The following is a 21,189-nucleotide window of genomic DNA, read 5'->3' as shown; positions in this document are numbered from 1 at the left end:
TCGCCCGTCTCGCACATTTATCTTTCGACATATATGTGGTGAAGTTAATTAAAACGTCGAAAAATACTACATGTTTAGGTCCCGTGGTGTAGCGGTTAACATGCCTGCCTGTCACGCAGGAGATCGCCGGTTCGATCCCGGTCGGGACCGCCATTTTATTTGAAATTCAGAACCGATTCCAGGAAGATATATTCCCGGGTCGATTTTTTGTTTTATGAGATAAATAACCATGTTTTGTGGTTCTTTGTCAAATGACGTTGGTGAAGAATAGTAGCCAACCATAACTTAGTTATTGTCGGGCTATCCAAGAAGTCAGTAAAGCTGATTTTTTAGGATAGTCCTTTTTCATATAGTCTTCCATGTATCCCGTTGTTTTCCGCTCCAGATGGACGCTTTCCGCGCGCACGGCTTCAGCCAATCGAACTGCGAAGGGTTCGATTTGCCGTATTTCTGTGTTCTTTGCAGAAATTAAGGCATTCTTGCCCCGTGCTCCCAACGCTAGCGCTTATGCTCGCAAAAGCCGTTCTTCGTGACGGCTCTTCCTGTGGGGTCTTCAGCTCGCGCTGTTCCCGCTGGAGTCGCCATCTTGCACTACAAACAACTAGTATTGCACTTGTGAATTACATAAAAATAGACAAAAGACTTTCAAGCCTATTAAATTCTCATAAATGTCACACAGCGTCAAAATGGGATTGTCCTTGTTCCTGCTGTTTAACCGATGGTTTTAACTTGAAGTGTAACAGAATCCGTTTTCTATAGTTCTGGAAGTTTCTATATCCATAGGCGACACGATTCAATACCTTGATCTTATTGTTGTTCCCTTCAATTCTTCCGTTATTGTAGGGGTAAATAAAACTGTTTTCTATAAATGGAAGATGTTTTCTCAACGTTTTTAAACTTGTTCTCATATAATTTGGAATTGCAGATGGAACCGCATTTGTTAAACAGGACGATAGTCCTTCGAAGTCCTTATTTGCCATGGATTCCATTAATTCTTGATAAAGTTCATAGTTCGCTTTTAGTACAGGATCATAATTTAACATCTCATCTACAATACTTTGCCCTGTACGTTGGCCAAACAATGGATAATACTTATATTCTACGCTGGATAGATCTGAACGTTTTTTTAATAATAGCTTCCAATAACGCTTAAGGCGACGGTATTTCTTCATATCTTCCCCATTGGACATTCTTAGCTGATTCATGACCTGAATACGACATTTATTCATAGAGCGATTAATCAGTTGAACCAGATGGAATCGGTCAATGATAATTTTCGCCCGTGGAAATAATTCTTTAATCACACTTACATAACCCGCATTCATATCAATTGTTACGGTTTCCACATGTTGACGGTCAGTCCAACTGTAGTTCAAAATAAAGTGATTCTTAATTGTAAGATTATCTCTTCTATTTAAGATATCCAATATGTCGCCTGATTCCGCATTTATATATTCGAAGGCCATTTCACCTTTTGCGTATTTGAATTCATCAAAAGAAAGATGCTTAGGTAGTACTTTGTAGTTCGTAATAAATTGTTTCGCGGCTTGATTAATTTGCCGTTGAACAGTTGCAGGTGATACTGAACAATCCCTCGCGATAGACGTAAGCGACTGTGCTTCGGCAGACTTTAATATGACTTGTGCTTTTACATTTTGTGAAATAAAACAATTCCTTTGAACAATAGGTGTTTTAGCGGTAAAACTCCCTTGACAGGCTTGGCACATGAAACGTTGTTTCCGTAGAAGTAGGTAGGTTGTATTTATACCCGTAATGGGTAAGGTAATTCTGGATAATTGTGTCCCGTTTTTAAAGACTGTAAAGTCGGTGTTTTTCACACCACATTTCGTACAATGTGTGGGAGTATAGGTCAACTTTCCGGATATATATTTACACTTTACCCCTTTATAGGTTTCTTCTATTACACATTCCTCATCAAATTTAATGTTTGGGTCTTGAATATCAAGCAATAATTTAATACTATTAGAATTAGACAAGTGAGTTCTCTCCTAGATGATGGTTTTAGTCGACTTTTATTCTACAGGGAATCTCACTTGTTTTCTATTTACATAAAGGGATTTTATCTTACCTCGACTCTCCAGCTGATTGAAGTGGAAAGCGGCGACTCCAGTGGGAACAGCACGAGCTGAAGACCTTGGACTGAGCGCAGCGAAGGAAGCGGCTGAGGCCGTGCCCGCGGAAAGAGTCCGCTTGGAACGGAAATCGGCGGTTGGTAGGATTACCTTATCCAATATAGTTATAAAAAATGACGTTAGTGAAGATCCTCCCCATCTCCTTTTAAAGGGATGGGGATTTTCTTTCACCAACGTCATTTATTGTACAACCTGTTTTGTTAGATAATGTGTTTTCGGTATACTATAGCTTGGAAGTAGATACTAATTTATAGGTAACTTAATTTATGTTCGAAAAGGACTTTTATCAATCTATTTTATTCTTTTATTAACGAATAAAACACATCGATGAAAAAACCACTTGTAATTATCATAAGATATGCTATACTAAGTATTGTCTTTAAGAAAAGACGATGTAGGTCTGGTGACGATTGCGAAGAGGTCACACCCGTTCCCATCCCGAACACGGAAGTTAAGCTCTTCAGCGCCGATGGTAGTTGGGGGTTTCCCCCTGCAAGAGTAGGACGTCGCCGGTCTCACATATTTACTTTCGATATTAATGTGATGAAGTTACTTGAAAAATCGAAAATTATTACATAGTAAGGTCCCGTGGTGTAGCGGTTAACATGCCTGCCTGTCACGCAGGAGATCGCCGGTTCGATCCCGGTCGGGACCGCCATTAAATTTTAAATTCAGAACCGATTCTAGGGATTAATTCCGGGATTGGTTTTTTTGTATATAGAATTCTAGGATTTAACAAATATATTTATTTGAAAAAGAAGTAGGCAACATTTTTTTTGCAAAGTAGACAACACTTCAACAAAAATAAACAACGTTATAACAAAAGTAAGCAACGTTTTCAGCAAAGTAAACAACACCCCCATCCGAAAATACATATATAAGCGTAGATGCTTTCTGATATATCATGTTTTCGGTACACTATAGCAAAGAAGCAGAGAGGAAATAACCTATGACTAGGGAAATAGAAGTAAATTCTATAGAAGAGACAGAGCAGATTGCAACGAAACTTGCAGCCCTTCTGACACCACCGGACGTACTTACGCTTGAAGGCGATTTAGGTGCGGGTAAAACGACCTTTACAAAGGCACTTGCAAAAGGACTTGGCATTACACGCACGGTTAACAGTCCGACATTCACAATCATCAAACAGTACGAAGGTAATTACCCACTAAATCATCTCGATGTCTATCGCTTAGCTGGCAGTGATGAGGATCTTGGCTGGGATGAATTGTTTTACGGAGATGCAATATCTGTTATCGAGTGGGCGCATCTTATACAAGATGATTTGCCGGCAGAACGTCTGGAAATCCAGCTTGTTCATGGTGGCGGAGATAAACGGATGATTACATTCACGCCAATAGGTGAAAGATATGAAAAGATTTGCGAGGGGATTTTCTTATGATCTGGCTAGGTATCGATACGGCTAACACGCCCATTTCAGTTGCACTTGTGAAAGATGGGGAACTATTAATAGAAGGAACTTCAGCGATGGCTATTAACCACTCGCTACGTGCCATGCCAGCAATTGAAGAGTTGTTGGAACAAGCGGGTTTAGTACCTACGGATATTGATGCAATTGCAGTCTCAGAAGGGCCGGGTTCTTATACAGGCGCACGAATTGGAGTGACGATAGCGAAGACACTTGCATGGACACTTGGTAAACCTCTTGTGGGCGTATCCACTTTAAAAGCACTGGCGGCAAATGCATTATTCTTCAATGGGTTGGTTTGTCCAATTGTTGATGCGAGACGGGGCAATGTCTATGCCGGCGTTTATCAATATGTTGAAGGAAAGCTTACTGAAATTATTGAGGATGGCCATTACTCGTTGGAAGAGTTGGTCCATTTGCTTGAGCAACACAGTAGTCCTGTTTTATTCGTTGGAAAAGATACAGCAATGCATGAGAAAAAACTTATTGAACAACTAGGACACCGTGCAGTTCTAGCACCCCTTCAATTTAATCTACCACGAGCTTCATCCCTTATATATATTGCTGCTCAATCAGAATCAGAAGCGGATATACATGCATTTGTTCCGGAATATCGACGTATTGCTGAAGCTGAAGCAAATTGGTTAAAAGAGCAGGGGAAGGACAATGATCGTGGATAAAGAGATTAGTTATAGAGAAATGGGAGTAGAGGATATTCCTTCAGTTGTTGAAATCGAAAAGGAATCATTTGCTACGCCGTGGACTGCAGAAGCTTTTGAGCATGAAATGACCGAAAATGAACATGCGCACTATGTTGTTGCAGTTTATGAAAATGAAGTTATCGGGCATTGCGGAATGTGGATAATACTGGATGAGTGCCATATTACGAATGTTGCGGTACGAAAGCATTTAAGGGGTAATGGCATCGGCGAAGCTCTTATGAAGGAAGCGATTACGCTTTGTATAGAAAAAGAAGTCCGTTTAATGACACTGGAAGTGCGGATGACCAATATTACGGCTCAAAATCTATACCGTAAGCTTGGGTTCCAGGACGGCGGAATTAGGAAAAACTATTATACGGACGACCATGAAGATGGGCTCGTCATGTGGGTGGAATTCAAATGACAAAAGATAGCTATATTTTAGGAATTGAGACAAGCTGTGATGAAACCGCTGCATCCGTCGTGAAAAACGGCACAGAGATTATATCGAACGTCGTAGCATCTCAAATCACTAGCCAAAAACGGTTTGGTGGGGTAGTGCCGGAAATTGCATCGAGACACCATGTTGAGCAAATTACACTGGTGATTGAAGAAGCACTTGCGAATGCTGAACTAAAACCTGAGGAACTTGACGCAGTTGCTGTTACGGAAGGACCTGGTTTGGTAGGGGCCTTGTTGATTGGTGTTAATGCTGCGAAAGCATTTGCTTTTGCCAACGGTTTACCGATTATCGGTGTTCATCATATTGCAGGACATATATACGCTAACCAACTAATGCAGCCCATGGAGTTCCCACTTCTTGCGCTCATCGTCTCAGGAGGCCATACAGAGCTAGTAATAATGGAGGGGCATGGTTCGTTTAAATTAGTTGGAGAAACACGTGATGACGCTGCTGGTGAAGCCTATGATAAAGTAGCTCGTGTACTGGGTCTTCCTTACCCGGGCGGACCAAAAATCGATAAGTTAGCGGCTGAAAGCGATGGCCAAGTTGTTTTCCCGAGAGCATGGCTCGAGCCAGGTTCATATGACTTTAGCTTCAGCGGTCTTAAATCATCAGTGATTAATTATAAGCATAATCTCGCACAAAAGGGGGAGGATGTAAATCCCTTTCATGTTGCGGCTGGCTTCCAAGCAAGTGTCGTTGAGGTGTTGACGACGAAAGCGTTAAGAGCAGCGAAAGAGTTCGGTGTGAAACAGGTAATTGCCGCTGGCGGAGTAGCAGCGAATAAAGGGTTACGTGCTTCTCTTGAAGAAACATTTAAGACGCAAGATATACCTTTTTACGTTCCACCAATCGCATTATGTACAGATAATGCGGCAATGATTGCTGCAGCTGGATCGGCCATGTTTATAGATGGAATACGCGGAAATCTTGCGATGAATGGTAAGCCTGGTATGCCCCTAGTGTCATGGAAACAGTAATTAAGTAAAAACACGAAAGTCGTCATATTTTGACAACTTTCGTGTTTTTTTATCCCGATTTTTTTTTAGATGTCAATAGGGAACGTTCGTACTTATGCACAGTTGTGGATAAGTTGTGTATAACAATTGTATATGTACATTTAGTAACAGTGATTAAGGGATAACTATGTGTATAAGAAATGCATTGTTTGTGGATAGTGTGGATAATAACGGAGTATTACAGGTATAACTACATTTCTTGTGTGGATAAGGTTGTGGAAACATTTTTCAGGGAATATCTTTTCCTACTTTTATTTGATAGGTTACGACAGCAAGAAATGACAAAACGTCACGCTAAACCATTGGATCTGGTTTAGCGTGACGTTCAAACTCATCTTACAATGCCTCTAGTTCTTCTTGAAGACCAAGCCAATTTTCGGACTTGCTGTCATGCTGTGCCTGAATTGCATCAATCTGTGCCTGTAACTCCATTAATTTCACATGATCGTCTGCAAATTCAGGAGTAGAAAGTTCATCTTGCAGTGCTACGATTTCATCTTCCAAAATAGTTAGTTGCGATTCGACTTCGTCAATAGCTCTAGTCAGTCTTCTTTCCTGCCTTTTTAGTTCTTTATCATCATCATTTTTTCTTTCAATGACAGGAGTTGCTGTTGCTTTAGCGGCGTTAGATTCGGCAAGTAGTTCTTCCTGTTCCAGTTTTTTCTCGATGAAGTAATCATAATCACCGAGGTATTCGGTTGTACCTGTTGCACTGATGTCGATTACCTTTGTAGCGATGCGATTGATAAAGTACCGGTCATGCGACACGAAGATGAGGGTGCCTGGGAAGTCATCCAATGCATTTTCAAGAATTTCCTTGCTATCCAAGTCAAGATGGTTCGTTGGCTCATCAAGGACAAGTGTATTTGATTTTTGTAACATTAATTTAGCGAGAGATAATCGAGCTTTTTCTCCACCTGACAGGGAAGAGACGGGCTTCTCAACATCTTCACCTGTAAATAAAAAGCGTCCAAGTACTGAGCGAACATCTTTTTCATTCATCGTCGGCCAATCATCCCAAAGCTCCTGAAGAACGGTCCCAGTTCCGATAAGTGTCGCTTGTTCTTGGTCGTAATAGCCAAATTGAACATTTGTACCATAACGAATTTTTCCTGCTAGTGGTTCTTGGGACTTGACGATGGTCTTCAAAATGGTTGATTTACCGACGCCGTTCGGTCCGATAAGTGCAATGCGGTCTTGTTTGTAGACACGCATGCCGATACCAGTTGAAACAGGGATACTGTCATAACCGACAGCTACTTCTTCCAGTGCTAGTACATCATTTCCACTGGGACGATCAATCGAGAAGGTAAAGTTTGCGGATTTTTCATCTCCATCAGGAGAACCCATCCAATCAGTCTTTTCAAGCGTTTTACGTCGGCTTTTCGCCATTTTTGATGTTGATGCCCGGGCAATGTTACGTTGAACGAAATCCTCGAGCTTGGCCTTCTCACCCATTTCCTTGACGTAAAGTTTTTGATCACGTTCATAATTTTTCGCTTTTTCGTCAAGATACGCACTATAGTTACCTGTAAACTTCGCGACTTTTTTCCGCGAGACTTCGTAGACAATTGTCACGATTTCATCTAAGAAATAGCGGTCATGGGAAACAATTAAGATTGCGCCTTCGTAGGATACCAAGTATTTTTCTAGCCAGCCAAGCGTTTCGATATCCAGATGGTTTGTTGGTTCATCAAGGATGAGGAGATCTGGTTTACTAAGCAGCATTTTAGCGAGTGCCAATCGCGTCTTCTGACCACCGGAAAGAAGATTGACGTTTTTGCTGTAATCCTCTGGGTAAAAACGCATCCCGTGAAGCACGGAGCGAGTATCAGATTCATATTGATAGCCGCCAGAGTCTTTGAATTCGATTTGTAGGGCGTCGTACTCTTTGATAACGCGATCATAGTCGCTCGGGTTGTCGTAGACGGACGGGTCTGCCATAAGCCCTTCAAGCGATCGAAGCCGTCTTTCAATACTATGGAGTGGTTCGAATACAGTCATCATCTCTTCCCAAACCGTCAAGACAGAATCAATACCTGAATGCTGTTCAAGGTACCCAATCCGGATATCTTTAGGGACGATTAAATCCCCCGAATCAGCGCTCATTTCACCTGCAATTATTTTGAGTAATGTCGATTTACCGGCTCCGTTGCGTCCAACAAGTGCGACGCGGTCGCGGTGCTGTACTTCCAGCTTTACGTTTTCTAATATATCTGTTCCTGAAAATGATTTTGTTAATCCGTTCACTTGTAATACGATCAAATAAAGCACCTCTATTCCTCTTCAGTTTAAATGAATGGCGTCAGGCGTGCAACGGTCGACTTTACAACGCTCATTATCTACTGTACGATAGAATCGCCTTTAGATACACTCAGGAGGGTTAAAATGATAGGGGAAACAATCAAAATTCCGCAGGCGACGTCAAAACGTTTGCCTTTATATTATAGGTTTCTTCAAAACTTCGCGAATTCAGGGAAGAAACGAGTATCATCCAGTGAATTAAGCGAAGCTATGAAAATTGATGCTGCCACGATTCGACGTGATTTTTCACATTTCGGTGCACTTGGCCGTAAAGGGTACGGGTATGATGTGCATTATCTAGTCGACTTTTTCCGTCAGGCTCTCGATCAGGATGAAGTGACAGATGTAGCGCTCATTGGCGTTGGTAGTTTAGGGAACGCTTTTTTGAAATATAATTTCCATAAAAATCACAATACGCGCATCATCATTGCATTCGATCCGAAAGGTACGCATGAAGGGACAGAGATGAGTGGAATTCCGGTCTTTCATCCTGATACGATTGAGGATAAAATCAAGGAATTAGGAATCGAACTCGTCATTCTTTCAGTACCTTCACGTGTAGCGCAAGAAGTGACAGATAAGCTTGCAGCTATTGGTGTGAAAGGAATCCTTAACTTTACTCCGGTACGGCTAACGGTACCTGAATCGTTACGGGTTCATACAATCGATTTGTCTGTCGAATTGCAAACGCTTATTTACTTTATAAAAAACGACGTAAAAGATTCACATATGTGACGCTTCGTAAATAGTAATTCCGGCGGATTTCGTGTAAAATAGACAAAAGAAGGATTGAGTTCAATCCCCATCTTTATGAAGGAGGTGTCCGAGATGCCAGGTCCAGGAAGTCTGATTATCATTGCTGTTATTGCTTTGCTCGTATTCGGTCCCAAGAAACTGCCTGAAATCGGGAAAGCCTTTGGTTCATCACTGCGTGAATTCAAACACGCGACAAAAGGTCTTGTAGAAGACGATGAAGTAAAGAAAGTTGAAGACAAGAAAGAAGAACTGAAGTAAGTTAGGATGTTTGTCAGATGAATGATAAAAACTTAACAGTCATTGAGCATATAGATGAAATTAGAAAACGGCTGATGATTATCGTCGTTTTCTTTGTTGTTGCGGTAGTGGGGGCTTTCTTTATAGCAAAACCGCTTATTCAGTTCCTGCAAAATGATGGGGAAGCACATAATATTGCGTTAAATGCTTTCAATGTACTTGACCCGATTATGATTTACGTGAAAGTGATTGTCTTTATTGCACTCATCGTCATTTCACCGGTGCTTATGTATCAATTATGGTCCTTTATTTCACCTGGATTACATGAAACTGAGCGGCGCGCGACATTGAATTATATCCCGTTCACATTTTTCCTGTTTGTTGGTGGTATTGTATTTTCGTATTTCGTCCTGCTACCTTATGTGATGAAATTCATGATGACTTTATCCACGGAGCTCGATATAACCCAAACAATTGGCATTAATGAGTATTTTTCGTTCCTTTTCCAATTGCTAATTCCGTTTGGTATTGTTTTCCAATTACCGATAGTCTTGTTATTTTTAACAAGACTTGGTATTTTGGATCCAACCACACTTGTGAAAGTACGGAAATATGCTTACTTTGTTCTATTTGTAATTGCGGCATTCATTACACCGCCTGACTTGTTGTCACACGCATTTGTCACAGTTCCATTGTTTGCACTTTATGAAATAAGTATTTTCATTTCACGCTTCGGTCACCGAAAATACTTGAAGGCCGAACAGCAGCGACAATTTGAAGAGGCGAAAGCTGAACAACAGCGTCAGATTGATGAAGTTAATGAGCAACAGCAGAAATGAAAAAAGTCTTCCACAACCCTACATAGGGCTGTGGAAGACTTTTTTAGTGCATAAAGAAGATTATTGCTTGTTTCAAGTCCTCTTGCAATTGCTGTAACTTCTCAATGTTTAAATTGAGGACAACGACAAATCCGTTCATTAGTAAATGGGCAATCATTGGTGTCAGTATGCGTTTCGTCCGGTAATACAAGTAAGAGAAGACGAAAGCGGGCATCATATAAATTAGAAGGTGTTCGAATTCATTATGAACAGCAGCAAACACTAGGGCGCTGACAATGGCTGCAATCCAAAAGTTTGTCTTTTGATAAATTCCGCCAAAGATAACTCGTCGAAAAATGATTTCTTCTAGGAATGGTGCGAATAGTACGATTGAAATGATGATAATTGGTGACACTTTCGCAATGTCGGAAAGAATTGCGGTGTTATCGGATCCTGGTTCTATTCCGATTGCAATCTCGATGGCACCAGCAAGCATTTGTCCACCCAAGGCAAGGAAGAAACCGATGAATCCCCAAAGTACTGAATTGCCGATGGTAGATTTTTTACCTCCGAATACTTGGAAGAATTTTTTCTTCTTCAAAATGATTAGTAGAAAAATGATCGCGGCAATTGAATTAACGGTGAAGAGCGACCAAGAACTCGCCCGGTACTTCATGTCCTGTTCGGTGTATTGTTCATTCCAAGGAAAGTTTTCGAATAAGCCCTGCGCCAAAAATACACTGCCCACATGCATTAGAATGTAGGTAAATAAAAGATACATATAGATTTTCCAATTCTTCAAGTAGCGCCACCCTTTCAACTGGGGATGAAGTCAATTTTAGCTGTTTAGAGGTAGATAAGCAAAGAGAAAATGTTCGGAGTATTTCACTTGCAATATATGCAAATGTTCATTATGATTAGAAATGTATTAGCACTCATGTCTACCGAGTGCTAAAAGGGAGATATTATCTGAGGAGGTTGTTTCAATTGTTGAAACCATTAGGTGACCGTATTGTTATCGAGCTAATCGAGGCAGAAGAAAAAACGTCAAGCGGTATTGTTATACCGGACTCTGCAAAAGAAAAACCGCAAGAAGGTAAAGTTTTTGCTACAGGTACTGGACGCGTTCTTGAAAACGGACAACGTATCGAATTGGAAGTTAAAGAAGGAGATCGAATCCTCTTCTCAAAATATGCAGGTACTGAAATCAAACATGAAGGTAATGAATATCTGATCTTGCGTGAAAGTGACATCTTAGCAATTATTGGCTAATAGACTGATGCACAACTTGTTTAAAAATACACGAAAAATCAGGAGGGTACTTATAAATGGCTAAACAAATTAAATTCAACGAAGACGCACGAAGCGCAATGCTACGTGGGGTCGATACATTAGCAAACGCTGTAAAAGTAACGCTTGGACCTAAAGGACGTAACGTTGTCCTTGAGAAGAAATTTGGTTCACCGCTTATTACAAATGACGGTGTAACAATTGCACGTGAAATCGAACTTGAAGATGCATTCGAAAATATGGGTGCAAAACTGGTTGCTGAAGTAGCGTCTAAAACGAATGAAATTGCTGGTGACGGTACAACGACTGCAACGGTTCTAGCGCAAGCAATGATCCGTGAAGGACTGAAAAACGTTACTGCGGGTGCTAACCCTGTCGGAATCCGTAAAGGAATCGAAAAAGCGGTTATCGCTGCTGTTGAAGGGCTTCAAGAAATCTCCAATGAAATCGAAGGAAAAGAAGAAATTGCACAAGTTGCATCTATTTCTTCTGGAGACGAAGAAGTTGGGAAACTCATTGCTGAAGCAATGGAGCGTGTTGGCAACGACGGCGTTATTACAATCGAAGAGTCAAAAGGCTTCACAACTGAACTAGACGTTGTTGAAGGAATGCAATTTGACCGCGGTTATGCTTCTGCATATATGGCAACGGATACGGACAAAATGGAAGCTGTGTTGGACAATCCTTATATCTTGATCACAGATAAAAAGATTACGAACATCCAAGAAATCCTTCCTGTTCTTGAACAAGTTGTACAACAAGGTAAACCACTTCTTATGATTGCAGAAGACGTTGAAGGCGAAGCACTTGCAACACTTGTTGTGAACAAACTACGCGGTACATTCAATGCTGTTGCTGTTAAGGCACCAGGCTTCGGAGATCGCCGTAAAGCGATGCTTGAAGACATTGCAACTTTGACTGGCGGAGAAGTTATCACAGAAGACCTGGGTCTTGACCTTAAAACTGCTGACATTTCTCAGCTTGGCCATGCAGTGAAAGTTGTTGTTACAAAAGACAACACGACAATCGTTGAAGGTAGCGGCAATTCAGAGCTTATTGCATCACGTGTTAACCAAATCCGTGTTCAACTTGAAGAATCCACTTCTGAATTCGATAAAGAGAAATTGCAGGAGCGTCTTGCTAAACTTGCAGGCGGTGTTGCAGTTATCAAAGTCGGAGCAGCTACTGAAACTGAACTTAAAGAACGTAAACTTCGCATCGAAGACGCATTGAACTCAACGCGTGCAGCTGTTGAAGAAGGTATCGTTTCTGGTGGTGGTACTGCTCTTGTAAACGTCTATAGTAAAGTAGAAGCATTACTAGAGACTACTGAAGGCGACGTAGCTACAGGTATTAAAATTGTGCTTCGCGCGCTTGAAGAGCCTGTACGTCAAATCGCTAACAACGCTGGTCTTGAAGGATCTATCGTTGTAGACCGTCTGAAACGCGAAGAAGTAGGAATTGGCTTCAATGCAGCTGACGGTACGTGGGTAAACATGATGGAAGCTGGAATCGTTGACCCGACTAAGGTTACACGTTATGCACTCCAAAACGCAGCATCTGTTGCAGCGATGTTCTTGACTACTGAAGCAGTAGTTGCAGACCTTCCTGAGCCAGCTGGTGCAATGGGCGGAATGCCTGATATGGGTGGCATGGGCGGCATGATGTAAAAAGCACCCATAAACCTTGGTGTCAAAGGGTTTAGGATGCTTTAATCATTGTTAAGGCGAGAAAAAAGCGAGAATGAAATATAAATAAAAAAGTGTCAGGTTTCTTTGAGTTTATCAGTCCATACCGAAAGGTGGCTGCTAAACAAATGAGAAGCCTGACTTTTTGTGTTTCTTGTGATTTGAGAGTAAATGGTCATAGATGTATTTATATCAGTTTTCATTTGTCCAAAAATTGATGTCAGATACTTTCAAAGCGAGTAATACCTCAATTCGAAGACCGGAATGTGAAAGTGTGGTAAGAACTACAAGATCATTTCTCAATTCTCTACGTTCTAATAAATTGTAAAACGCCTCTACTTCTTCAAACACTTCCCTTGGAAGGATTTCCGAAATGTACAATTTGTTTTGTTTGAAAAGTTTCAATTTCAGTGCATCGTTAAGAATCATTCTTCCCGTTAAATGGATGCTATCAATGTAATTCAGGCTGAACATATTTTTTGTCACGGGATCTTTACCACCCCGAAGGCAATCGCCGAAAACACAAAAAGGCGCTTGTTTATATTCGAGATATGGGCCCATTTCCGGAACATCTTATATTAGATATCAGGCTATTGAAATTATACCAAAGAGTTGATTCATATAATCAAGGGGGATAAGTTGTTGCTGGATGTCAATTCTATGCGAAAAGTAGTAAGGGCTACAACGTGCATTGGTACCGAAATAAATAAAAATAAAAAGCCCCTTGCATTTTAATACAAGGGGTTTAAAAGTCGTTTAGAACACATTCATGTGAACTTTTTCCATCGATAGTAAGTGTTTACGAGATAGTGATACCTGCACTTGCTGTACCGATAGCCAGACCTGCGATATCTATTCCAGAAGTAGTTGATGAAAACACCATTAACAAGCGGTCTCCCACTGCCACTGGTACAGGTGAGAAATTCGACGAATCCCCAAAAACTGTAGTACCTACAGGTAGGGCAACTGTGATAGATGGAGCTAGATTTACAGATACACCTGTAGGACTAAAGGTATTACTTCCTGCCGGTGCTCGATAGATTTGAGCTGTGATTGTTGTCGTTCCGAGAAGTGTCCATGTAACTGTTGCAGTGAAAGATGCAGAAATAGCTGTTAAAGTACCTGCTCGCGGAACTGAAAAAGCTTCGTTGAATAAACCTGACAAGTCTATTGTGCTACCAAGAACGGTTGGGCTGAGAATGTTAGTACCAAACCCAACGAATGCGGGCGTACTAACTAATCCACCTAGAATACTAGTCAAAGTGACTGGTACAACACCAGAAGCGAATGGGATGATTGAACCAGTATTAGCGTTAGCTGGCGGGATACAACCAGCGGCAACGGCTGTGAATGGTCCAACATTACAATTGAGTTGTCCTGTATCGACCCGGAAGCAACCTGAACTGTTGCGATGAGATCCACCGCATCCACTACATCCATGCATTTTAAAATTATTTGAAATCATATTAACACCTCCTTTCTCTGTTATCCTATTCAAAACAATTGCAGGGCGGACGGGCTATCAACTACTTGTTAGTAATAACTTTTAACTTAGTGCAGCGTAAAGCGTATTCTCTTGAATAACTGTGTAACTACAGAAGAGCTGCTATTAGCTGGATTTTGCTAATCTAATTTTAGAATCAAAAAAAGCCGTCCTGACACTCAGTCGGAATGGCTTTTTTAATTGGGGTACATAAATTTGTCGATGCCAGAGATTTCATCTAACTATAAAGGTTAAAGTATTGAATATGGCATATGAACTAAGCTGAGGAGCGCCCTAAGCGAAGAAGTGTTATTGATGGGTTTATGAAGTCAACATATTCAGCGATTATTTTTCAGAAGTTTTAAATTACTGCTTCTTCCGAAAAATATTAAACAACGATAACGATTCTTTGTTTTTATGTTGTTGTCGTTTCATTTCGTTAGAAGGTTCAATTGGAGCTTTGTCCTCCTCAATTATAGCTATATTATGCACTTCCTCAGGGTACGGCGTCACTGTTTCATTAATTGCATACTCGCTATCCGCCTGTAACAAAGACAGATCTGGCGTCACTGTTTCATTAATTGCATACTCGCTATCCGCCTGTAACAAAGACAGATCTGGCGTCACTGTTTCATTAATTGCATACTCGCTATCCGTCTGTAACAAAGTCAGATCTGGCGTCACCGTTTCGTTATTTGCATACTCGCTATCCGTCTGTAACAAAGACAGATCTGGCGTCACCGTTTCGTTATTTGCAAGTTCGTTAGTCGTTCGTGACGAAACCGGATCCGAATTCTCGTTTACGTTTATTGGAACTGCTTTGTTTTTGGTAGTATTAGTAAGATGAATGGTCGTTGCCCTACTCACATTTCTGTACGGCCCATTATAGATTTGACTAGGATGAATGCCGGTATACGGAAAACTAAGTTTATTGGGTTGCTGTTCTTCTAGATAATCCTTGTGAATATCGGTACTTACTATCGGCGTTACTTCATTTGAATCTTCTTCGATGTTAGTAGCGTTTCCTATTAGATTTTGCAGTTGTCTATAAGATGGCGGCCGATTAGATTTTCTCATGGAAGAAATAGGTGCAGTTTCTTCTATAAAGTCCTCTTCCTTTTCTTGAGTAGCATAGGCGATATTTGCAGGGTATTGTGCATTGTATGGAGCAATTATATTTTCAATATGTTCCTCGTTATCACTTGTTATTAATTTATTCTTGACGTGGGAAAGGTCTTGATTTAACCCCTCAATCGTTTGGTTAAGAGAGTCCATCTGTACTGATAAACTTCTAATTTGTTGCTCATACTCCTCCAGTTGTACACTTTGCTTTTCATTCATTAGTTCCATTACGCCTTCTAACTTTGAGACTTTTGTTTTAAAACCATTCGCTTCGATCTTCATGGCAAGGTAATCGTCAACCGAGTTTCCAGTTTTTAATGTGGTAAGGGTATCTTTGTAAGTCGCGATTTTTTGCTTCAGTTTTTCAATGTCCTGTGCGGAGTATAACTTAGAATCTCCCATCACTTTTCACCCCTTTGTAGTACATTACTATACTATTAATCGTGTTTTCATTACGTGACACATTATCACTTTTAGAATCGGATGATAATAGAATAAAGAGCTGGAATCTGTATAGGTGAACTTCACCCATACAGATACATTTATTCCAATTGACTCTTGCATTTTCTATTTTAAATATGTTGAAAAAAAAGCGTACCTATATATACTGAGCTTAGGCGCCTTACAAGGAATACTTACTTCAAACTATCTGGTTTATAATTTTATCTCGATAAGTCATTGGTGTGCCTAAACACTAATTTCTTCACATCATATGATACGAATGAAAGAAAAAAAATTTGGAGGTGCCTGCAACATGCAAGAAAAAAAGCCATGTGATGGAAAAGAGTTAATTTGTATAAATGTAGATAAGGTATATGATTGGATCGTTAAAGAAAACTCGTTTGATATTTCGCCAACGGGTCCAATTACTTTCAATCCCGCGGCTTTAATGCCTACTGGCGCGATTAGTGGTGCGATGGTTACATGTGAAGTGAATCCCGCTGCGTCGAATCCAATCGTCATCCTACATCGGGAGAATCGCCCATTTTGTATTGATGGAAAGACAGTTTTACTTCAGCAGCTCGGTATTCAAAAGAATTTTGATGTAAGCATCATCGTTACTTTAGCGAACGGAACGATAATGACGAGTGCAAATATCCCGGTTACCCGTTGTGAACAAGTCATTCTATGTGCCCCTGAAGGAACAAATGTTGAAGTTACGTACACAGATCTTGATTGTTTCGTCTGTTCTACTGGAACACTCACTGGTGGTGGAGCAGAAGGTACAATGACATTCTCTGGTCTATCTATCTCGGTATCTACCTGCCAAAGCATTCAATCGACATTCCCAGTAACTGTTGAATTTTTAGCTGATTACTGTGAACCAAGAGATGATTTACCAACTGTTTGCCCTGCACCAATGCGTCCGAAACAATGCTCAGTTGTTTTCCCTGAAACCGGACATTGCTGCCACTAATATAGGCCAATTGTGATAACGAGTAGGGCCAAAACATATAATGAAGGGAGGATATTCCTCCCTTCATTTTTTTTGGGAAAGGGGTAGAGAATAATGAGGAACAATCACAACGATGTAGAAGCGAAAATTACTCAGCTTCAGCATCAAACAAAATCGTATTTATATGAAATTAAAAAGTTGGTAGATGAGCTCAGTGAACCTGTCAGTATGAATATAATAAGCTATTTCACTTATTCATTGAACATTTCTCACGATCCTGAGCAGGAGAGCTTATGCATTGGTTCTTACCATATACATAACTTGGGTAACCAGCCAATCACAAATCCATCTATGTGTATAAAAGTATCTACAGGGTCTCCCTTCTCCTTTTCAGGGAGGTACGTTTATGCCGATTTTAAGCAGTCATTGAAAGTTGCAGATGGCTGGGAACGTACAAATGAGAAAACGAATAAAGAGGAGTTTTGGCTTAGACCTTTAGGGAAAGCATCCATTGAACCTAATGAGACCATTTCATTTTCAAACTTCCAGATTACATGGTCTCCCAAAGAATCTTATGCGGCCAGTATCCTAGGATTTACGTATAGTGATCAAATGAAAGATGGAATCGCTGTGATTAATCCCATTAATCTCAATGGAACCGTGCAGAAACAGGAGGATGAAAATGAGTGATCTAGATGGCAAAGAGCAAGAATTATTAGTGCAGCATGTCATCAGCCAATTTATGAAAGATCAGCTTAATGGGCTAAAAGAAGGAAAAGGGGAAGCCAATAATAGTTTTGTGTTTTTGGAAAATAGCACATTGAATATGTTGATACTCTATCTATTGATGAATGGAAAAAGTCGAACGCATGAAAAAGTGTGCGAGGATTCTCAAGTGAAAAACGTAGAGGAACTTGAGCATATTATTGCGGATAGCAAAAAAGAATTTGAAGAAATTCTTACATTACTAAAAGAAAAGTTCTAATGTCATCTGTTGCAACCTAGCCTTAAAAATATTGCTATAGGAGGTACTGACGTGAATAGTGAAAACATAAAAAATAACGACCCCTTACAACTTCGACAAATGATCATCTTTTTAAAGGCGGAATTAGCTAGACATAAACATGAAGTTAAGAAATACCAAAATAGCTATCACTATTCAGTAGTAGAAAACCTAGAGCAAGAAAATATACAATTAACGAACGAAAAAAACGAACTAGCTGAGGAGTTAGTTAAGTTAAATCAAGAAATTAAAAAGCGGGCTAGTGATTATAAGGGACCTGTCCAATTGCGAGGAATACAAGGCAATAGATTCATCGCTTCTATTGATACCTTTCAGAAAACAAAAACAGATCTATTACCAATTAGTAAACAGTTAACCGAAGTTATTAATAAATTAAAAGACGGAGTCAATTCCGATCAACAAAGATACAAAAAAAATGACAGGCAAGTTTCTTCTCTTCATAAAAAACTTGAGAATAATAAAACGACTATAGACCAGCTTGAATATAAGTTGGTTGATCTCATTCAAGAAGCAAATAAACAAGTGCACTCGCAACTGGAGAAGTTAGACATATCCAACAAAGAGCGTACCCAATCTGAGAAAGTGAGACAACGTTTACTAATAGAACTAGAAGAAAAAAACAATACAATAGGAAAACTCCAACATGAAATAGTTGATTTAAAAGGACAAATTGACAAGCATACTGAGGTTGTTGCAATAGAAGAACAAAATGTAACTAATAAAACGACTATAGCTCGGCTTGAAAATAAGCTTGTTGATCTTATTCAAGAAGCAAATAAGCAAGTGCATTCTCAACTTGGGAAATTAGACATAGCCAATAAGGAGCGTACGCGGTTCGAAGAGGTAAGACAACAATCCCTAATAGAACTAGAAGAAAAAAACAATACAATAGGAAAACTCCAACATGAAATAGCGGATTTAAAAGGACAAATTGAAAAGCATACTGAGGTTGTTGCAATAGAAGAACAAAATGTAACTAATAAAACGACTATAGCTCGGCTTGAAAATAAGCTTGTTGATCTCATTCGAGAAGAAAATAAACAAGTACACTTGCAACTGGAGAAGTTATTCAAAGTCGACAAAGAGCGTACTCAGTTAGAAGAGGTGAGACAACAATCCTTAATAGAACTAGAAGAAAAAAACAATACGATAGGAAAACTCCAACATCAAATAGCGGATTTAAAAGGACAAATTGACAAGCATACTGAGGTTGTTGCAATAGAAGAACAAAATCTAACTAATAAAACGACTATAGCTCGGCTTGAAAATAAGCTTGTTGATCTCATTCGAGAAGAAAATAAACAAGTACACTCGCAACTGGAGAAGTTATCTAAAGTCGACAAAGAGCGCACTCAGTTAGAAGAGGTGAGACAACAATCCCTAATAGAACTAGAAGAAAAAAATAATACGATAGGAGAACTTCAACATCAAATAGCGGATTTAAAAGGACAAAATGAAAAGCATACTGAGGCTATTGCAATAGAAGAAGAAAATCTAACTAATAAAACGACAATAGACCAGCTCGAATATAAGCTTGTTGATCTCATTCGAGAAGAAAATAAACAAGTACACTCGCAACTGGAGAAGTTATCCAATGTCGACAAAGAGCGTACTCAGTTAGAAGAGGTGAGACAACAATCCCTAATAGAACTAGAAGAAAAAAACAATACGATAGGAAAACTCCAACAACAAATAGCGGATTTAAAAGGACAAAATGAAAAGCATACTGAGGCTATTGCAATAGAAGAAGAAAATCTAACTAATAAAACGACTATAGCTCGGCTTGAAAATAAGCTTGTTGATCTTATTCAAGAAGAAAATAAACAAGTGCATTCTCAACTTAAAAAATTAGACATAGCCAACAAGGAGCGTATTCAGACCGAAAAAGTGAGACAACGTTTACTAATAGAACTAGAAGAAAAAAATAATACGATAGGAGAACTTCAACATCAAATAGCGGATTTAAAAGAACAAAATGAAAAGCATAGTGAAGTTTTTACAAGGCTAGAGAAAAGTTTGAACCAGAACAATGATAGTCAAGCAGGAAGAGACTCGTTTACTTCTACAACTACTCCTACTATTGATACTGAAACACTTATCCAATTAGACCATCAAATAAAAGAGATAGTAGCTAAATCGTTGGACTACGAAGAAAAGTTGGATGCCAAGTTACTTGTTGTTAATACTTTGGAAGAGAAATTAAATCAGCTTACCGATGAAATTGATGGGATAAAGAATTTTAGTGTAGAGGGTCGGGGTTTAAAAGGAATTTGACGACTATAGTTTAATAATGCGATGGCGGCGAGTGAAGTAGATTGCATTCAAGTTCCCCCTATTCACCTATAACTCAATAGGCTCAAACTTTTTTCGGAAAGTAATGAGCCTTTTTTTGTCTGTTCAATTTTAGTGCAAGAGCATACTGACTATTTAGTTGTCACTGATCCGCCTTCAGTAAAAGTAGCTTCCACAATAAAAGATTGGAGTTATTTTCTTATCCTACATAAAAGCGTTTACATTTAATCCTAATCGAACTAATATACTTGTATACAAGTATATTGACCTTCAGGTGAGGGAGTGAGCATATGGGTGGAAAAAAGGAATATATATATCCTTTAAAATGGATTGCGAACGCTTCCATGGGAGTACGTTTAGCGTGCGAGCTTAGAATGCGGATTATTTCTGGCATGATAGAAAAGGGTACTGTTTTATCGGAAAATAAATTAGCGTTGGAATTTGAAGTAAGTCGTTCTCCTATCCGGGAGGCATTAAAAGTATTGGCATCAGAAAATATTATTCGATTAGAAAGAATGGGCGCGGTTGTAGTTGGGTTATCCGAGAAGGATATCAAGGAAATTTACGATGTTCGTTTACTGATAGAAACTTTCGTTTATGAACGGATTGTTAAAATGGACACAAGTGAATTAGTAAAAGAACTAAGTAAAATTCATGAAATGATGGAAGTCGCCATTAAATACAGAGATGCAGATGAGTTCTCTTATCAGGATGTCTTATTTCATGAAACAATTATTCGTTCAATTGACCATTCCTACATCATGTTGATTTGGAATAACACGAAACCTGTGATGGAAAGTTTAATTCTTTTATCGATGCGAATGCGTTTAGAGGAAAAATACGATGATTTTCCTCGTATCTTGAAAAATCATAAGGTTTACATTGAAGCCATAAAAATAAAAGATAGAGATATTATGATTCAAGCATTGCACCAAAACTTCGATGATGTGCAAGGAAAAGTGGAAGACCTTTGGATGTCGCAACAAATGCTTACTAAAGGAAGTGAGTGATAGT

At 39.6% G+C, this 21,189-nt stretch carries 20 protein-coding genes, 2 tRNA genes and 1 rRNA gene; 17 read left to right on the top strand and 6 right to left on the bottom strand.

The window, feature by feature from the left end; all coding sequences use genetic code 11:
* Positions 1–77: 77 nt before the first annotated feature.
* Positions 78–153 (top strand) — tRNA-Asp (locus H2672_RS16840).
* Between the two features lie 518 nt (positions 154–671).
* Here the strand turns inward: H2672_RS16840 and H2672_RS16835 are convergent.
* Positions 672–1,997 carry an ISL3 family transposase gene (locus tag H2672_RS16835; RefSeq protein ID WP_186673286.1) on the bottom strand — a complete coding sequence of 442 codons (1,326 nt, stop codon included), beginning with the start codon at positions 1,995–1,997 and terminating at the stop codon, positions 672–674.
* A 555-nt stretch (positions 1,998–2,552) separates the two neighbouring features.
* Here H2672_RS16835 and rrf point away from each other — a divergent pair.
* From rrf to tsaD, 6 genes are all read left to right on the top strand, one after another.
* Positions 2,553–2,668 (top strand): 5S ribosomal RNA (gene rrf / locus H2672_RS16830).
* A 67-nt stretch (positions 2,669–2,735) separates the two neighbouring features.
* Positions 2,736–2,811, top strand: a tRNA-Asp gene (locus tag H2672_RS16825).
* Between the two features lie 291 nt (positions 2,812–3,102).
* Positions 3,103–3,555: a tRNA (adenosine(37)-N6)-threonylcarbamoyltransferase complex ATPase subunit type 1 TsaE gene (gene tsaE / locus H2672_RS16820; RefSeq protein ID WP_186673284.1), complete on the top strand. Its 453-nt coding sequence runs from the start codon at positions 3,103–3,105 to the stop codon at positions 3,553–3,555.
* Positions 3,552–4,262 (top strand): tRNA (adenosine(37)-N6)-threonylcarbamoyltransferase complex dimerization subunit type 1 TsaB, encoded by a 711-nt coding sequence (gene tsaB, locus H2672_RS16815; RefSeq protein WP_186673281.1) that lies wholly within the window; start codon positions 3,552–3,554, stop codon positions 4,260–4,262. Before tsaE ends, tsaB begins: the two co-directional genes overlap by 4 nt.
* Complete coding sequence (gene rimI / locus H2672_RS16810; RefSeq protein WP_186673279.1) at positions 4,249–4,707, top strand: ribosomal protein S18-alanine N-acetyltransferase; 459 nt, start codon at positions 4,249–4,251, stop codon at positions 4,705–4,707. The genes tsaB and rimI overlap by 14 nt, the downstream gene beginning before the upstream one ends.
* The gene (gene tsaD, locus H2672_RS16805; RefSeq protein ID WP_186673277.1) at positions 4,704–5,726 is read left to right on the top strand and encodes a tRNA (adenosine(37)-N6)-threonylcarbamoyltransferase complex transferase subunit TsaD; all 1,023 of its coding nucleotides are present in this window, start codon (positions 4,704–4,706) and stop codon (positions 5,724–5,726) included. The genes rimI and tsaD overlap by 4 nt, the downstream gene beginning before the upstream one ends.
* Positions 5,727–6,101: 375 nt before the next feature.
* Here tsaD and H2672_RS16800 read toward each other — a convergent pair whose 3' ends face one another.
* Positions 6,102–8,030 carry an ABC-F family ATP-binding cassette domain-containing protein gene (locus H2672_RS16800; RefSeq protein WP_186673302.1) on the bottom strand — a complete coding sequence of 643 codons (1,929 nt, stop codon included), beginning with the start codon at positions 8,028–8,030 and terminating at the stop codon, positions 6,102–6,104.
* A gap of 123 nt (positions 8,031–8,153) precedes the next feature.
* On the opposite strand from H2672_RS16800, the gene H2672_RS16795 reads away from it, so the two are divergent.
* From H2672_RS16795 to tatC, 3 genes are all read left to right on the top strand, one after another.
* Positions 8,154–8,804, top strand: coding sequence for a redox-sensing transcriptional repressor Rex (locus tag H2672_RS16795; RefSeq protein WP_186673275.1), 651 nt, complete (start codon positions 8,154–8,156; stop codon positions 8,802–8,804).
* A gap of 93 nt (positions 8,805–8,897) precedes the next feature.
* Entirely contained in the window at positions 8,898–9,083 is a 186-nt protein-coding gene (locus H2672_RS16790; RefSeq protein ID WP_179393543.1) for a twin-arginine translocase TatA/TatE family subunit, read from the top strand.
* A 17-nt stretch (positions 9,084–9,100) separates the two neighbouring features.
* Positions 9,101–9,901, top strand: coding sequence for a twin-arginine translocase subunit TatC (gene tatC / locus H2672_RS16785; protein ID WP_186673273.1), 801 nt, complete (start codon positions 9,101–9,103; stop codon positions 9,899–9,901).
* Between the two features lie 43 nt (positions 9,902–9,944).
* Here tatC and H2672_RS16780 read toward each other — a convergent pair whose 3' ends face one another.
* Positions 9,945–10,682 carry a CPBP family intramembrane glutamic endopeptidase gene (locus tag H2672_RS16780; protein ID WP_222439440.1) on the bottom strand — a complete coding sequence of 246 codons (738 nt, stop codon included), beginning with the start codon at positions 10,680–10,682 and terminating at the stop codon, positions 9,945–9,947.
* Between the two features lie 185 nt (positions 10,683–10,867).
* Between H2672_RS16780 and groES the strand changes: the two genes are divergently transcribed.
* Together groES and groL are read left to right on the top strand one after the other, a co-directional pair.
* Complete coding sequence (gene groES, locus H2672_RS16775) at positions 10,868–11,152, top strand: co-chaperone GroES (RefSeq protein WP_067205358.1); 285 nt, start codon at positions 10,868–10,870, stop codon at positions 11,150–11,152.
* 56 nt (positions 11,153–11,208) lie between these two features.
* Positions 11,209–12,840 (top strand): chaperonin GroEL, encoded by a 1,632-nt coding sequence (groL, locus tag H2672_RS16770; RefSeq protein ID WP_186673272.1) that lies wholly within the window; start codon positions 11,209–11,211, stop codon positions 12,838–12,840.
* Positions 12,841–13,050: 210 nt separating this feature from the next.
* On the opposite strand, the gene H2672_RS16765 is transcribed toward groL, so the two are convergent.
* The 3 genes from H2672_RS16765 to H2672_RS16755 form a co-directional block, all read right to left on the bottom strand.
* A complete protein-coding gene (locus H2672_RS16765; RefSeq protein ID WP_186673271.1) occupies positions 13,051–13,344 on the bottom strand; it encodes a site-specific integrase in 294 nt (97 codons plus the stop codon).
* Between the two features lie 313 nt (positions 13,345–13,657).
* Positions 13,658–14,323, bottom strand: coding sequence for an exosporium glycoprotein BclB-related protein (locus tag H2672_RS16760; RefSeq protein WP_186673270.1), 666 nt, complete (start codon positions 14,321–14,323; stop codon positions 13,658–13,660).
* 384 nt (positions 14,324–14,707) lie between these two features.
* Positions 14,708–15,865: a hypothetical protein gene (locus tag H2672_RS16755; protein WP_186673269.1), complete on the bottom strand. Its 1,158-nt coding sequence runs from the start codon at positions 15,863–15,865 to the stop codon at positions 14,708–14,710.
* A gap of 352 nt (positions 15,866–16,217) precedes the next feature.
* On the opposite strand from H2672_RS16755, the gene H2672_RS16750 reads away from it, so the two are divergent.
* The 5 genes from H2672_RS16750 to H2672_RS16730 all read left to right on the top strand — a co-directional run bounded on the left by H2672_RS16750 (position 16,218) and on the right by H2672_RS16730 (position 21,185).
* The gene (locus tag H2672_RS16750) at positions 16,218–16,880 is read left to right on the top strand and encodes a BMQ_0737 family morphogenetic spore coat protein (protein ID WP_186673267.1); all 663 of its coding nucleotides are present in this window, start codon (positions 16,218–16,220) and stop codon (positions 16,878–16,880) included.
* A gap of 93 nt (positions 16,881–16,973) precedes the next feature.
* Positions 16,974–17,549 (top strand): hypothetical protein, encoded by a 576-nt coding sequence (locus H2672_RS16745; RefSeq protein WP_186673265.1) that lies wholly within the window; start codon positions 16,974–16,976, stop codon positions 17,547–17,549.
* Positions 17,542–17,844 (top strand): hypothetical protein, encoded by a 303-nt coding sequence (locus H2672_RS16740; protein WP_186673263.1) that lies wholly within the window; start codon positions 17,542–17,544, stop codon positions 17,842–17,844. The genes H2672_RS16745 and H2672_RS16740 overlap by 8 nt, the downstream gene beginning before the upstream one ends.
* 51 nt (positions 17,845–17,895) lie before the next feature.
* On the top strand, positions 17,896–20,157 hold the full coding sequence (locus H2672_RS16735; RefSeq protein ID WP_186673261.1) for a hypothetical protein: 2,262 nt from the start codon (positions 17,896–17,898) through the stop codon (positions 20,155–20,157).
* Positions 20,158–20,465: 308 nt separating this feature from the next.
* Positions 20,466–21,185 carry a GntR family transcriptional regulator gene (locus H2672_RS16730; RefSeq protein WP_186673259.1) on the top strand — a complete coding sequence of 240 codons (720 nt, stop codon included), beginning with the start codon at positions 20,466–20,468 and terminating at the stop codon, positions 21,183–21,185.
* The last annotated feature ends 4 nt before the right edge of the window (positions 21,186–21,189 follow it).

Origin of the sequence: Sporosarcina sp. BP05 (genome assembly GCF_014282005.1) — a bacterium.
Lineage (GTDB): Bacteria > Bacillota > Bacilli > Bacillales_A > Planococcaceae > Sporosarcina.
Note: the sequence above shows the minus strand (reverse complement) of the source record. Positions and strands in the feature narration are given on the sequence as shown.

What these genes read in the sequence shown, in the direction of transcription:
- tsaE (WP_186673284.1), top strand. Translation starts at nt 3,103, where the DNA reads ATGACTAGGGAAATAGAAGTAAATTCTATAGAAGAGACAGAGCAGATT.
- tsaB (WP_186673281.1), top strand. Translation starts at nt 3,552, where the DNA reads ATGATCTGGCTAGGTATCGATACGGCTAACACGCCCATTTCAGTTGCA.
- rimI (WP_186673279.1), top strand. Translation starts at nt 4,249, where the DNA reads ATGATCGTGGATAAAGAGATTAGTTATAGAGAAATGGGAGTAGAGGAT.
- tsaD (WP_186673277.1), top strand. Translation starts at nt 4,704, where the DNA reads ATGACAAAAGATAGCTATATTTTAGGAATTGAGACAAGCTGTGATGAA.
- H2672_RS16795 (WP_186673275.1), top strand. Translation starts at nt 8,154, where the DNA reads ATGATAGGGGAAACAATCAAAATTCCGCAGGCGACGTCAAAACGTTTG.
- H2672_RS16790 (WP_179393543.1), top strand. Translation starts at nt 8,898, where the DNA reads ATGCCAGGTCCAGGAAGTCTGATTATCATTGCTGTTATTGCTTTGCTC.
- tatC (WP_186673273.1), top strand. Translation starts at nt 9,101, where the DNA reads ATGAATGATAAAAACTTAACAGTCATTGAGCATATAGATGAAATTAGA.
- groL (WP_186673272.1), top strand. Translation starts at nt 11,209, where the DNA reads ATGGCTAAACAAATTAAATTCAACGAAGACGCACGAAGCGCAATGCTA.
- H2672_RS16760 (WP_186673270.1), bottom strand. Translation starts at nt 14,323, where the DNA reads ATGATTTCAAATAATTTTAAAATGCATGGATGTAGTGGATGCGGTGGA.
- H2672_RS16755 (WP_186673269.1), bottom strand. Translation starts at nt 15,865, where the DNA reads ATGGGAGATTCTAAGTTATACTCCGCACAGGACATTGAAAAACTGAAG.
- H2672_RS16750 (WP_186673267.1), top strand. Translation starts at nt 16,218, where the DNA reads ATGCAAGAAAAAAAGCCATGTGATGGAAAAGAGTTAATTTGTATAAAT.
- H2672_RS16745 (WP_186673265.1), top strand. Translation starts at nt 16,974, where the DNA reads ATGAGGAACAATCACAACGATGTAGAAGCGAAAATTACTCAGCTTCAG.
- H2672_RS16740 (WP_186673263.1), top strand. Translation starts at nt 17,542, where the DNA reads ATGAGTGATCTAGATGGCAAAGAGCAAGAATTATTAGTGCAGCATGTC.
- H2672_RS16730 (WP_186673259.1), top strand. Translation starts at nt 20,466, where the DNA reads ATGGGTGGAAAAAAGGAATATATATATCCTTTAAAATGGATTGCGAAC.